This window comes from Alphaproteobacteria bacterium SS10 (genome assembly GCA_019192455.1).
In the GTDB taxonomy this organism is placed as follows: Bacteria; Pseudomonadota; Alphaproteobacteria; order TMED2; family TMED2; genus TMED2.
In genome coordinates this window covers 110083-124376 of record JAHCML010000005.1, presented here as the reverse complement: position 1 = coordinate 124376, position 14294 = coordinate 110083, and the positions used below count along the sequence as shown (strand labels likewise).

Annotated in this window: 5 protein-coding genes, 2 tRNA genes and 2 rRNA genes; 3 read left to right on the top strand and 6 right to left on the bottom strand. The window is 56.4% G+C overall.

Features of this window, described 5'->3' with window-relative positions:
- Window positions 1–30: 30 nt before the first annotated feature.
- From KI792_09490 to KI792_09475, 4 genes are all read right to left on the bottom strand, one after another.
- Window positions 31–2769: ribosomal RNA gene (locus KI792_09490) — 23S ribosomal RNA — on the bottom strand.
- A 450-nt stretch (window positions 2770–3219) separates the two neighbouring features.
- Window positions 3220–3295: transfer RNA gene (locus tag KI792_09485), tRNA-Ala, on the bottom strand.
- Between the two features lie 71 nt (window positions 3296–3366).
- A tRNA-Ile gene (locus tag KI792_09480) sits at window positions 3367–3443 on the bottom strand.
- Window positions 3444–3651: 208 nt separating this feature from the next.
- A 16S ribosomal RNA gene (locus KI792_09475) occupies window positions 3652–5137 on the bottom strand.
- Together the 16S and 23S rRNA genes with 2 tRNA genes alongside form the textbook arrangement of a ribosomal RNA operon.
- A 1073-nt stretch (window positions 5138–6210) precedes the next feature.
- Between KI792_09475 and KI792_09470 the strand changes: the two genes are divergently transcribed.
- Window positions 6211–7827, top strand: coding sequence for a peptidoglycan DD-metalloendopeptidase family protein (locus KI792_09470; protein ID MBV6633246.1), 1617 nt, complete (start codon window positions 6211–6213; stop codon window positions 7825–7827).
- Between the two features lie 35 nt (window positions 7828–7862).
- Here KI792_09470 and KI792_09465 read toward each other — a convergent pair whose 3' ends face one another.
- Both KI792_09465 and KI792_09460 read right to left on the bottom strand, forming a co-directional pair.
- Window positions 7863–8456 carry a hypothetical protein gene (locus KI792_09465; protein MBV6633245.1) on the bottom strand — a complete coding sequence of 198 codons (594 nt, stop codon included), beginning with the start codon at window positions 8454–8456 and terminating at the stop codon, window positions 7863–7865.
- 116 nt (window positions 8457–8572) lie between these two features.
- Window positions 8573–11107 carry a mechanosensitive ion channel gene (locus tag KI792_09460; protein ID MBV6633244.1) on the bottom strand — a complete coding sequence of 845 codons (2535 nt, stop codon included), beginning with the start codon at window positions 11105–11107 and terminating at the stop codon, window positions 8573–8575.
- A 273-nt stretch (window positions 11108–11380) separates the two neighbouring features.
- On the opposite strand from KI792_09460, the gene KI792_09455 reads away from it, so the two are divergent.
- A complete protein-coding gene (locus KI792_09455; GenBank protein ID MBV6633243.1) occupies window positions 11381–12772 on the top strand; it encodes an EAL domain-containing response regulator in 1392 nt (463 codons plus the stop codon).
- A gap of 437 nt (window positions 12773–13209) precedes the next feature.
- On the top strand, window positions 13210–13962 hold the full coding sequence (locus KI792_09450; protein ID MBV6633242.1) for a calcium-binding protein: 753 nt from the start codon (window positions 13210–13212) through the stop codon (window positions 13960–13962).
- Window positions 13963–14294 lie beyond the last annotated feature (332 nt).

The window sequence follows — 14294 nt, the reverse complement described above, 5'->3', positions numbered from 1 at the left end:
CATCATCGTAAGTGGACGCGGGCTTTAATCGAGATCAAGCCCTCGAGCGATTAGTACAGCTTAGCTTCACGTGTTGCCACGCTTCCACACGCTGCCTATCAACGTGGTGGTCTTCCACGACTCTCAACGATACCTGGTTTTGAGGACGGCTTCCCGCTTAGATGCTTTCAGCGGTTATCCGGTCCATACATAGCTACTCGGCTGTGCCACTGGCGTGACAACCGATCCACCAGAGGTACGTCCATCCCGGTCCTCTCGTACTAGGGACAGATCCTCTCAAGTATCAACACCTACGGCAGATAGGGACCGAACTGTCTCACGACGTTCTAAACCCAGCTCACGTACCTCTTTAAACGGCGAACAGCCGTACCCTTGGGACCTGCTCCAGCCCCAGGATGAGATGAGCCGACATCGAGGTGCCAAACACCGCCGTCGATGTGGACTCTTGGGCGGTATCAGCCTGTTATCCCCGGAGTACCTTTTATCCGTTGAGCGATGGCCCTTCCACGCGGGACCACCGGATCACTATGACCGACTTTCGTCTCTGTTCGACTTGTGAGTCTCACAGTCAGGCAGGCTTATGCCATTGCACTCGAAGACCGATTTCCGACCGGCCTGAGCCTACCATCGCGCGCCTCCGTTACTCTTTGGGAGGCGACCGCCCCAGTCAAACTACCCACCATACAGGGTCCCAGACCCGGGTTCACGGGCCATGGTTAGACGACAGAAGCAACAAGGGTGGTATTTCAAGGATGGCTCCACGAAAGCTGGCGCTATCGCTTCAAAGCCTCCCACCTATCCTACACATGTCACCTCTGGCGCCACTGTAAAGCTATAGTAAAGGTTCACGGGGTCTTTCCGTCTGACCGCAGGACCCCCGCATCTTCACGGGGAATTCAATTTCGCTGAGTTGATGTTGGAGACAGTGGGGAAGTCGTTACGCCATTCGTGCAGGTCGGAACTTACCCGACAAGGAATTTCGCTACCTTAGGACCGTTATAGTTACGGCCGCCGTTTACTGGGGCTTCAATTCAAGGCTCTCACCTCTCCTTTTAACCTTCCAGCACCGGGCAGGCGTCAGACCCTATACGTCGTCTTGAGACTTCGCAGAGTCCTATGTTTTTAGTAAACAGTCGCCACCCCCTGGTCTGTGCCCCCCACACGCGGTTGCCCGCGCATAGGGCCCCCTTCTCCCGAAGTTACGGGGGCAATTTGCCGAGTTCCTTCAACATCATTCTCTCAAACNCCTGGGTATACTCTACCAGTCCACCTGTGTCGGTTTAGGGTACGGTTTATACGGTGGAGCTATTTCCTGGACGTCCTTCGCAGCCCATCCAATCCGATAAGGATGAACTACAGCTAGACGCCGTCACTACCACCAAGTTCAGGAATATTAACCTGATTCCCATCGACTACGCTTTTCAGCCTCGCCTTAGGGGCCGACTAACCCTGCGCGGAATAGCCTGGCGCAGGAACCCTTGGACTTTCGGCGGGCATGTTTCTCACATGCCTTATCGCTACTCATGTCAGCATTCTCACTTCTGATATCTCCAGGCAACCTCACGGTTACCCTTCGCAGACTTACAGAACGCTCCGCTACCATCTCCAAAAGGAGATCCGCAGCTTCGGTGTATGGCTTGAGCCCCGGTACATCTTCGGCGCAGGACGACTTATTTAGATCAGTGAGCTATTACGCTTTCTTTAAAGGATGGCTGCTTCTAAGCCAACCTCCTGATTGTCTTGGTCTTCCCACATCCTTTCCCACTTAGCCATAACTTTGGGACCTTAGCTGGCGGTCTGGGCTGTTTCCCTCTTGTCCTTGGACCTTATCACCCAAGGACTGTCTGCCGTGCTTTACTCAACGGTATTCGGAGTTTGGTTAGGTTTGGTAAGGCTCGCGCCCCCCTAGCCCATCCAGTGCTCTACCCCCGTTGGTCACCACACGACGCGCTACCTAAATAGCTTTCGCGGAGAACCAGCTATTGCCGAGTTTGATTGGCCTTTCACCCCTAGCCACAGGTCATCCCGTTCTTTTTCAACAGAAGTGGGTTCGGTCCTTCAGTGCGTGTTACCGCACCTGCAACCTGCCCATGGCTAGATCACTCGGCTTCGGGTCTAATACAACTAACTCAATCGCCCTATTCAGACTCGCTTTCGCTACGCCTCCACCTACCGGCTTAAGCTTGCTAGGTATACTAAGTCGCTGACCCATTATACAAAAGGTACGCCGTCACCCCACAAGGGGGCTCCGACTGATTGTAGGCATCCGGTTTCAGGAACTGTTTCACTCCCCTTATCGGGGTGCTTTTCACCTTTCCCTCACGGTACTGGTTCACTATCGGTCGCATGCGAGTACTTAGGCTTGGAGGGTGGTCCCCCCACGTTCAGACAGGGTTTCACGTGCCCCGCCCTACTCGAGGACCTGACCTTTGCTTACCCGTACGGGCCTATCACCCTCTATGGGTCGCCTTTCCAGACGATTTCGGTTGCTCAAGTCAGGCCACTGGCCTGGTCCGCGTTCGCTCGTCACTACTAGCGGAGTCTCGGTTGATGTCCTTTCCTCCGGGTACTGAGATATTTCAATTCCCCGGGTTTGCCTCCCTCACCTATGAATTCAGTGAGGGATAACCTTACGGTTGGGTTGCCCCATTCGGATATCTTCGGATCAAAGTTTGTTCGCAACTCCCCGAAGCTTTTCGCAGCGTACCACGTCCTTCATCGCCTGCATGCGCCAAGGCATCCACCAGATGCCCTTCCAGACGCTTGATCTCAGCCCACGCCCACGCACGATGATAGTCACGGTATCCCCTGATGTCGGTCAGGGGCGCTTAACCATCGACGCGTCTGGGCTACGATCAGCATTCAGACACTAGAATCTCTACAATGATCATCAGGTTGCCTACACCAAAAGCGAGGTGCGGTTTCCACGATAAGAGTTGCCTAAGTGAGCCCCTCAAACCGCGCATCTGCCAGTTTTGACCCTAGTTCCGCAGAACCAATAGCGGGACAACTTTGCGATGCGATCATCGAAGTGATGTTTGGTTCGTCTTTTATATCCAGCAGATGAATCCATCTCCTGGCGTCAACTATGACGAACCGATCACCCTATATACAATTTCCAACAACGAGTGGTTGAGGCCGGAGCCTCGAACCTGCGCCGGACGTCTTACAGACATCTGACGAAACTCTCAAATGATAACAACCAATGTTATGAGCAGATGGTGGAGCCTAGCGGGATCGAACCGCTGACCTCCTGCGTGCAAAGCAGGCGCTCTCCCAGCTGAGCTAAGGCCCCATCTGGAACCGGCGCAACGAACTAAAAGAGATTAGCGAACCTAATCTACCGAATGTCGCGCCGATAAAATCTGGTGGGCCTGGGAAGACTTGAACTTCCGACCTCACGCTTATCAAGCGCGCGCTCTAACCAACTGAGCTACAAGCCCGGATACCCATGACGATGGACCCACACTTAGGATCCGAGCGAACACGTAAAACGGCTCGCCACGCCTTTAAGGTACCTATCACTCAATGGTTGTTTGCTGTGCGTCTTCTCAACTCGGAAAACCAGACCTTACGGTCGATCCCGAGGAGATACGGAGCCGGCGACCTAACAGTCGCGGGATATCCTGATTACTTGCCAAGCTTCCTTAGAAAGGAGGTGATCCAGCCGCAGGTTCCCCTACGGCTACCTTGTTACGACTTCACCCCAGTCGCTGACCCTACCGTGGTCGGCTGCCTCCTAAAAGGTTAGCGCACCGGCTTCGGGTAGAGCCAACTCCCATGGTGTGACGGGCGGTGTGTACAAGGCCCGGGAACGGATTCACCGTGGCATGCTGATCCACGATTACTAGCGATTCCAACTTCATGCCCTCGAGTTGCAGAGGACAATCCGAACTGAGACGGTTTTTGGAGATTAGCTTGGGGTTGCCCCTTCGCTGCCCACTGTCACCGCCATTGTAGCACGTGTGTAGCCCAGCCCATAAGGGCCATGAGGACTTGACGTCATCCCCGCCTTCCTCCGGCTTATCACCGGCAGTCCCATTAGAGTGCCCAACTAAATGCTGGCAACTAACAGTAAGGGTTGCGCTCGTTGCGGGACTTAACCCAACATCTCACGACACGAGCTGACGACAGCCATGCAGCACCTGTCACCGGTCCAGCCGAACTGAAGAAATACGTCTCCGTAAATCGCGACCGGGATGTCAAGAGCTGGTAAGGTTCTGCGCGTTGCTTCGAATTAAACCACATGCTCCACCGCTTGTGCGGGCCCCCGTCAATTCCTTTGAGTTTTAATCTTGCGACCGTACTCCCCAGGCGGTGTGCTTAACGCGTTAACTTACGCCACCGAACAGTAAACTGCCCGACGGCCAGCACACATCGTTTACGGCGTGGACTACCAGGGTATCTAATCCTGTTTGCTCCCCACGNTTTCGCGCCTCAGCGTCAGAAATTGGCCAGTGTGCCGCCTTCGCCACCGGTGTTCTTCCTAATATCTACGAATTTCACCTCTACACTAGGAATTCCACACACCTCTCCAATTCTCAAGACTACCAGTATCAAAGGCAGTTCCGGGGTTGAGCCCCGGGCTTTCACCTCTGACTTAATAGTCCGCCTACACGCCCTTTACGCCCAGTAATTCCGAACAACGCTCGCCCCCTCCGTATTACCGCGGCTGCTGGCACGGAGTTAGCCGGGGCTTCTTCTACGGCTACCGTCATCATCTTCACCGTTGAAAGAGCTTTACAACCCGAAGGCCTTCATCACTCACGCGGCATGGCTGGATCAGGGTTTCCCCCATTGTCCAATATTCCCCACTGCTGCCTCCCGTAGGAGTCTGGTCCGTGTCTCAGTACCAGTGTGGCTGATCTTCCTCTCAGAACAGCTACCAATCGTCGACTTGGTGGGCCGTTACCCCACCAACTATCTAATTGGACGCGGGCTCATCTCTGAGCGATAAATCTTTCTCCCGAAGGACGTATTGGGTATTAGCTACCGTTTCCAGTAGTTATTCCCAACTCAAAGGTAGATTCCCACGTGTTACTCACCCGTGCGCCACTCACCCGAAGGTGCGTTCGACTTGCATGTGTTAGGCCTGCCGCCAGCGTTCGTTCTGAGCCAGGATCAAACTCTCAAGTTTGATGCGCCAGTTTCAAAAAGTTTAAAAACCGAAGTCTTTAAATTTTATCGCTGACGTTTGGCTCAAGTCATCTTGTCGTTTCTCAAAAAACAAACAAGGGTTTGCTTGGCTATTAATATAACAAGCATCCCAAGAAGATTTCTGAATGAGACCAGAGACTTGGCTGATGTTTGCCTGGCAAAAACCTAGGCCACGATCATCAAGCCGCCGGCCGCGTATCTCCTCGAAGATGCACAGCACTTCACGATGTCCAACAACGAACAATCTCAAAAACAACAATGAGAAGGTCACGACCCACTCGAACCGGGATCGGTCGAGCAGAATAACCAAACTGTCTTGGAGACTGCAACCCTAAATCAGCGTCGCTGACTTTTTGGATTGAGCGCCCGGCGTTTCCGTCGGGGCGAGCGGTGGTATAGGCCCCTGCCGTCGGCATGTCAAAGGTAAAAATGATCAAAGATGCATTTTTTTTGAATCGCCGTCGGCAACCGTCCCAAGGTGCCGCCCACAACCATTATATAAAGCAAGGGAACGCCCCAACAAGGGGTCAGCACCATCCAAATGGGCAAGGCTTGGGGTCAACGAATCCGATTCGCCCAGTTTTGCACCCGCGAGCAATCCCATGGTCCCTGGCTTTGATTTTTTGGCCAGCAGCACCGACGGCCTTATCCACGAGCATTCACAAGGGACAACGGCGAGGAAGGCCCAGCCGCCTAGCCCGCTAAATCCCTAAGGCCCGGGCCAAATTTTGACGACTGCTCACAAACTCTGTAAGACAGCGCCGCTTAATCCGGTGGAAAGGTGGGTTTTAACCAAGCTTTTAGCCGAATTATATATGTTGACACTTACGGGGCCCGGCTTAAACCTGCTGGGGTAACGTCACAGATATAGCGGGTCTTAGAGTTCTATATCCCTATATCTTGATTAAAGGTCTGGCAGACCCCACTAAGTTTGGTGGTGTTGTCAGGATAGTTGATCAGCGCTAACAACGCGTTTTGGTACATCGCAAGCGGCCTGCCTTTGAGCAATCCCCCCGCATTTAAGAGCCGCTGCGACCCGATTGGTTGGTTTCTATGAAGTTTCGCCCCCTGCCCACTGTGAGCTTGTGCTGTTGTGCTGTTGGCTTCGCCGCGATTGGCGCCAACGGCCTACCACCAGGCGCACAAGCACCAGCAGAGGCGCGCGAGAGTGTTGTCTGGGATCTGCCAGAGCACGATGAACCACTGGCCATGATCTCCCGCCCCGATGTGGATGTGACTGAGATTGGTGAGGGCCCCTTTGAGGTTGCCGCCCTCCATAGCGGTCAACCGGTCGATGTGAGCTTTGGCGCTGACTTCCTTACCGATGGACCATCCACGCTAAGTGCTATGGCTGAGGCGCTCACTGAAGTGCTGCCTAGCCTGAATGCACAGCCGCTCGGCCTACTTGATGATCAGGTGCCTGACATCCTCAGCCCGGACATGGTGGTGCCAAACGCGAAGCCAACGGCGGCTGAGACAGTCGCTGCACTGGCCAAGAACCTCGCGGATAATGAGCCAGGCGACCGGCTGATTGAGCGCGCGGTTAAAGTTGGCAGCGGCGATACGCTGATGAAGCTTCTGGTTGGTGAGGCGGTGCCGCGCCAGGAAGCGCATGAGGCAATCGACGCCCTGCGTGAGCATTATAATCCACGTCGCCTGCGTGTTGGTCAGACCTTCTCAGTACTGTTTGAGCCTGAGATGGGCCCACAGGGCATCAAGCCAACCTTTGTTGGCCTGCGCATCAATCCCGATCTGGACCAGCGGGTCGAAGTTTCCCGCGGCGATGATGGTGGCTTCCAAGCAGAGCTGCATGAGCGCCAGTTCGAAATGGTCTCTAGCTGGGCCATGGCGAAGATCGAGGGCAATATGATGTCCTCCGGTCGCAATGCCGGTGTCCCATCCGGTGTCTTGGCCGAAGTGATCCGCGCCTTCTCTTACGATGTCGACTTCCAGCGCGATCTGCAGCCTGGTGATCGCTTCATCGTTCAGTATGAGCAGAAGATGTACGAAGACGGCCGCGTCACCGGCGCTGGCAACCTTCGTTATGCAGCCCTGATCATTGGCGAGCGCCGCCTAGAGGTGTTCCGCCATCAGTTCGCTGACGGCACCCTCGAATACTACAATAGCGACGGCAATAGCGTGCGTAAGGCACTGCTGCGGACCCCGGTTGAGGGCGCACGCATCTCCTCCCGCTATGGAATGCGCCGCCACCCAATTCTTGGCTATTCCAAGATGCACCGCGGCGTTGACTTCGCTGCGCCACGTGGCACCCCAATCTATGCCGCCGGTGATGGTGTGGTTGAGCGTTCCGGCCGGTTCGGCGCCTATGGCAAGTATGTCCGGGTGCGTCATGGCGGTTCCATGGCCACGGCCTATGCCCACATGCATCGGATCGCTAAAGGCATCAAGCCAGGCACCCGCGTGCGTCAGGGTCAGATCATTGGCTATGTCGGGTCCACCGGTCGTTCCACCGGCCCGCACCTCCATTATGAGGTCTTGGTCAATGGCAGCCAGGTGAACCCGCTGTCGATCGAGCTACCGGTTGGTAAGGCCCTTGCAGGCATGGAGCGGCAGCGCTTCGATGCCATGGCTGAGGCCGTGCGCCGGGAAGCCCAGGACGTGGCCACCAGCCGTGGCTTCGGCATCCAGCTGGCGCAAGTCGCCGAGTAATCGAATTTCATTGAAGCTGTAGGGGTTTGAGGCCCTTAAGGGGTTGCCATCTTGCGTGGCGGCTCACCCTTGGCCTTACGGCAATCATCGGCAGAGGGTGGCGGCAAAAGCTTCACATCCGGCTTCTTGCCGTCCTCAACCCAGTCCAGCACCGCGCCAAAGTTGAAGCGCTCCTCCGTCACTGAGTTGATGGAGACCATCAAACGCCTGGATAAGGTGCGGAGGCTATCGGCCATCCCGCTATCGTCGAGCAGAACCGCGTGATAGCTGATGAGGCTATCCAGCCCCTTACGCAGCGTTGGACGGGCATCCTCCAACCGGCGGCGCACATCCTCACGAAGGCAGGGGTCGGCCTCTTCGCCGCCGGCAACGACGGTCGCCAAATCATCCTGAAGCTCGCCAGCAGCCTCAATCGCCGCATTGATGCGCTTCAGGCCACCACGCCTAATCATGCGATAGAATGGGCCCATCAGGCCGGAGGGGGCTTTACCTGGGGGATTGTCAGCGATGGCTTTAAGCGCGCTAACCGTCTCGGTTAGGTGGCGGGCCACGGGTTCAAAATCATTAGAAGGTGGCAGGCGCAAATCGTCATCGGACAAACCACGACCAAAACCAAACCGATCTAACATCCTTGAACAACACCATGAGCTACGAAATGGGTAAGCGGCGATAACCGCTTATCCAATCATAGAAGGCTAATGTGAAAGCCTACAGGGCAACCGCCGCCAAAGCTGGCGCGGCTAGTTTAGTGGTGATCGGTGGCGTCATCATCGGTTGGGCGGCTGGAGACCTTCGCCACGGCGCGCTCCTTCTCCTCTTCAGAGATCGGCACGACGGTGTCATCGCCATCGGCCTCACGCGGCCCTTCCGAATTGACGATATAGGCTGGCGGTGCGGTGCCGTCCTTGAGCTCGCCGAAATACATCGTCTGATGCGGGAATGGGATTTCGATGTTGTGCTCATCAAAGCGCAGCTTCGCCAGGCGAAGATAGGCTCGCTTCACCGACCATTGCATCATTGGTGCGGTCTTCAGGCGGCCCCGAATGACAACCGCGCTGTCGCCCAGCTCGTTCACCCCGAAGATGGCAATCGGCTCAAGGATGTTGGGGCCGTGATCAGGATCGGCCTGAAGCTCCTCACCGATCCGCTCCATCAGCGCCATCACCTCATCAACATTCTCGCGGTAGGCGACGCCCATATCGATCACGGCATAGCCAAACTCGCGGCTGAAGTTCTTCACCGAGGCAACCTCAGAGAACGGCACGATATGGACCGTCCCGCTTAAATCCCTCAGGCGAATGGTGCGCAGATTGATCTTCTCAACCGTACCGCCATGGCTGCCGGTGTCGATGTAATCGCCGACCGAGACCTGATCCTCGATCAGGATAAACAGACCCGTAATCACATCCTGCACCAGCTTTTGAGAGCCGAAACCAACGGCGACACCGACGATACCGGCACCGGCGAGCAGCGGTGCGATATTCACCCCAATCTCAGATAAGAAGATCAGACCAACCACCACGGCCAACACGCCGGAGAAAACGGTACGGATCAGCGGCAGCAGCGTGCGCAGCCTGGCCGCCCGCTCAAGATGGCCAACCTTGCCCTCCAGCTTCTGTAGCTTGCGCTCAATGGCACTGCTGACCAGCTCCCAAACCGCGACCGCGATAAGGCTGATGATCAGCAACGAAACCAAGCTACGGATCAGGCCGAGGCCGCCGCTGGATAAGAGCCAGGCAGCAAAGTCGGTGCCCCAGGTGCTGAGCACACCAAGAACAACGCCAATCCAGATAATGCCGCCAAAGATTGCCTTCAGTGCCGGCAGGTAGCGGTTGGCCCGCACCTCAAGATTGGGCAGGCCGTCGGATAAATCCTTCGGAATAGCGAACAGCCGCTCAAGCAATCTGGTTTTAAGCCGGGTCACAAGGAAGCCAAGGCCAACCAGGATGACGGTCTGGGCACTGGCAAAGGCGAGGAACCTGAACTGTCCCGTATGTTCGAGCGACCAGGTGCCGAACACCAGCACCACATAGAAGATCGCAAAGATATGCCAAAGATCGGCCACCCAGATCTGAAGCACCCTCAGGGCATTGCGCTTCTTATCCTTCTCAGCCGCCGGGGCGGGTTCAGTGCTGGCGGTGACTGCCGGTTGATCATCGCCATCGCCCAGACCCGGGAGCACATCCTGGTTCTCATCCTCACCATCGGTTTCTGACTTGCGATAGCCGAGGCCACGGATCCAATCCTCAACNGATTGTTGGTTCTGCAGGATGATCAGGATCACCATGATGGCGACCAGTAACCCGACGAGCTTGTTCCAGGTGACATATCCCTCGGCCGGCATGCCGTTGACGGCGAACAGGCCACCAATGAAATGCCCATAGATCGCGACGATGGCGATCCGGCGGCCCCAAATATAGAGATAGCGCGCCGTCTCCTCCGAAATCGGCAGGACCCTTAAGGTCTCCTCCTTCGGTGCCAAGACCGCCTTCAACACGGCGATGGCTGCCCGGCTCATAATCGTTGCGATGACGAGCACGAAGACGATCAGCAAGGTCCGTGGGGCAGGGTCCAAAACCTCCAGCGTGATGCGCGCCGCCGTTGCCGCCGCCGCGATCACCAGTAGGTCCATAATCAGGAAAGAGACCGAGGCAAGGCCACGGCGCAGGGCCTCACGACCCACGCGCGGCATCGCCTTGGCGCGGAGGCGCTTGGTGAACAGATTGGCCAGGTAGCCGGTGGTCAGGCCAATTGCCGCCACGGTGCCGAGCACACTTAAGAAGGTAACCAGCCGATTGAACTTCTCTTGCTCACCAACCGCCAACACATCGACAAACCACGACAGAAGCTTGGGCAGATTGGCGAAGAGGGCCGCGAAATTGGCCAGCTGATCGCCAATGGCGGCGACCGCCTTGGCCGCCGTATCAACAAGTGAGCCACCGAGGGCATCCAACCCTTCACTAATGTCGGAGGAGACAATGGCGGCGTCCTGATTGACCTCCTCGGCCAGTGTTTCCGGGCTCTCCACCGCCTCGGCCGGGGTTGCCCCACCCGCATCTTCACCACGGATGGTTTCAAGCTGCTGGATCAACTCATCACGCTGCGCCGGGTCCTGCAGGACGGTCAGCAGGCTATCGATGGCCGTGTCCGATGGTGCCTCAGCGTCTTGGGCGAGTGCATTTCCGGCCAAACCAGCAACGGCAAAAGCAAGGGTGACGACCAGCAAGAGGCCAGCAATCAACTGGGCAGGACGATGGGCGGCAAGCATGAAACGGACCATGGCATTCAGTGAGGAAATTGGATGGCGGGCACCCCTGACAGGCGCCAATCCGGTGATAACACGGGCGCCAGCGTAGCCGTAGTTGGCACGCTGTCAAACATACCGTTGCCTGCAGTTTTCGATGGCGGGCTTAAGGGGGTTTTAAGCCTCGATAAGCAAGATGGGGAAACAACAACCAAATCCAGTGGACAGGCTTGGCCATTTTCTGCGGGCAGCACCCGACACCAAACACTGAGAATTGGGCCGCAATAGCCGCCGCAATAGGTAATGAGGGTGACGGTGTTACAAGGCGATTTGCGCCATCTTACCGATGCGCCATCACAGCAGCAGTTCGAGGGGGCCGCGTCAGCACAGGCTTGGCGGGCCACCCAACCGCCGCCGCTGCCACACGCCAACAACACTGGTGTTGTCGATGGCGCGCAGAGCCAACGCCTGTGCGTCATTGAGGATGATATCGGCCTCGCCGGTGTACTGGTGAAGGCGGCATCCTCCCTCGGTTTTGAAACATCGACGATTAATGACGAGGCGCAATGGCAGGCCAACCGGCATGAGCCGAGCCCAGCGATCCTGGTCCTCGATCTAAACCTTGGCTTCACTAACGGCCTCGATTGCCTGGAGCAGCTGGTGGCCGATGGCTTCCAGGGGCCGGTCATTCTGATCAGCGGCTGCGATGATCGCGTCTTCCGGTTCAGTGAGCGGATCTGCGTCGATCTCGGTGCCAATATCATCGCCAGCCTGAACAAGCCGTTCTCGACCAAGAGCTTCCTTGAGGCGCTAAAGCCCCTGCGCCAACGGGCACCGGCGGTGTCGCAAGAGCAGTATCGAAACTCCATCGCCGCTCAAGAGTTCGTCCCCTTTGTTCAGCCGATCACCGACCTGCAATCCGGCGGCATCACGGATATTGAGCTGTTGGCAAGGTGGCAGCATCCGGAGCGGGGCCTCGTCTCCCCCGGCCAGTTCATCCCCAGTGTTGAGCGGCTGGGCCTGATGCCCAATCTAAGCCTTAGCCTGTTGCGGCAGGCGATTATCGCGCTTCGTGATCTGCCACCCATCACCCAGACCGGGGGGGCAGAAGCGCCCGCCCCTCAAAACCAACCGGTTGATAGCGCACCGTCCAAGCTGCTGACCCTCTCGCTCAACGTCTCCCCCTCCTGCCTTTTGGTGCCCGGGTTCAGCGACCAGTTGCTAGAGACCATCAGCGATGCCGGCGGCACGCCGGAGCAGATTAAGATTGAGCTGACCGAGGCGGTCGCCTTTGCGGGGATTGAACGGATACGCCATGTGCTAACCCGCCTGCGTATCGCGGGCTTACGCATCTCAATCGATGATTTCGGTACTGGCTATTCCTCGCTCAGCGCCCTGCATGAATTGCCGTTTAGCGACCTTAAGATCGACCGCAGCTTTGTGATGCGCATGCTGAACGACGCGGAGGCCGACACGATTGTCCGCTCTCTAATCAAGCTGGCCCATAATTTGGGCCTGGAGGTGGTTGGTGAGGGGATTGAGAGTGAGGCGATCTTGACCGCCCTAAAACGCCGCCACTGCGACCGGGGGCAGGGGTTCCATATTGCCAAACCCATGCCGATCGCGGCCCTCGCCGACCGGCTGAACGATACGGATAAAGCGGCTGAAACCCCCGGCGGGGATAGCGCCGAAACGGGCTGAAAGCCCCCGCCATTGCATTCTGCAAGCAATCCGCAATTTTGAAACTTTTTGCTTCGCCGACCTGGCCAAACCCGCTACAACTCTTTGCGAGGTTTAGTCACGGGGGGCGTGACGGGGCGCCAACTGCCCCACCTAATGTAATTTGGCGTTTATGAATCTGGGTCGTTGGGCGCGCATGGCGCGTGAGACATCGGGCCTGTTGTGACGCACTAAAGCGAGTGGATTAAACTATGTCAGGGACAATTCCAGGTGGTCTGTTTGACCCCGTTGATGGCGGTTTAAATTTGAGCCCCAGCGAAGCGCAGCTGGTTGACCAAATTCTAGAAGGCTTGGGCATCAGCGAGTAGCAACTAAATTCGGAAAATTTACTTGTTGTAGGCGAGGGCGAGCAGTTTGGGCTTTACACAACTCCCAATACCACTGCGAGCCTTGAGTTCGTGCTATTCGAGGTCGACGGCACTAGAGTTACGCTTAGTAATACAGGCAATACACCTGCGATCTATATTAGCGGTGATGGCGCAAACGAAGCCGTAATCTCCGGGATCGTGGATGCCTACGCAGGCGGCGGTAACGATGTCACTGTTTATGTGAACAACCAAGTAGTGAGCTCCCCCAATGCTGTTGCTCGGGTCGACGGTGATGCCGCCCTCGCTAATCTTTACGGCAACCAGGGTGATGATCAGCTCAGCGGCGGCGTTGGTGTTGAGGCGCTCTATGGCGGTCAGGGCGCCGATACGGTCATTGATGGCGGCTCCAACGCCAGCTTTGGTAATAAGGGTGACGATCTGGTCGTTGGCTCTGACAGCGATGACGTCCTGTACGGTAACCAGGACATCGATGTCCTTAGTGGTGGCGCGGGTGATGACACCCTGTTCGGTGGTCAGGGCCAAGACGCGCTCACCGGCGGTGCCGGTGACGACCTGCTGGTCGGTGGTAAAGGTGAAGACACCTATGTCTATCTCGGCGGTGGTGAAGGCAATGACGTGGTCAATGGCTTTGTTATCGGCGAAGATGTGATCCAAGTGACCTCGTCGGTGGCGGGTGATACGGCGACGCTGCAGGCCAGCGGCATCACCGATACCCCCGATGGCGCGCTCGTCAGTTTCGCCGATGGCACCACGGTGACCCTGGAAGGTGTTAGCGCCCAAGACGTGCTCGACAATTTCGATAGTGTCTTCAGCATCGTCTAGTTATTGTGATTAGCGCGGTGCTAATAACCGCAAATTAAGCCAAGTATTCTAAAGGGGGCGCGGAAAAGCAGCCCCCTTTTCTTTTGCATGATTTTTCGACAATCAAATTTACAGAAACCCAGTAATCAAGAATTTCTGTGTTCCAATTAATTGAACTGGCCACACGCATAGCGCGTGAATAATCGCAAAATATCTAAGCCCCTCAGGGGGTAAGGAAAAAATAGTAAATTGGTTTGCGCCACCCATAGGCAGGTTTTATAATCCGGCCACCGCGCTGAAAATCTTCGGTGACTTGTCCCGTTGGTGCCATTCGGTACCGACTCTCCTTTACT

Coding starts and splice junctions, on each gene's coding strand:
- KI792_09470 (MBV6633246.1), top strand. CDS start 6,211: ATGAAGTTTCGCCCCCTGCCCACTGTGAGCTTGTGCTGTTGTGCTGTT.
- KI792_09465 (MBV6633245.1), bottom strand. CDS start 8,456: ATGTTAGATCGGTTTGGTTTTGGTCGTGGTTTGTCCGATGACGATTTG.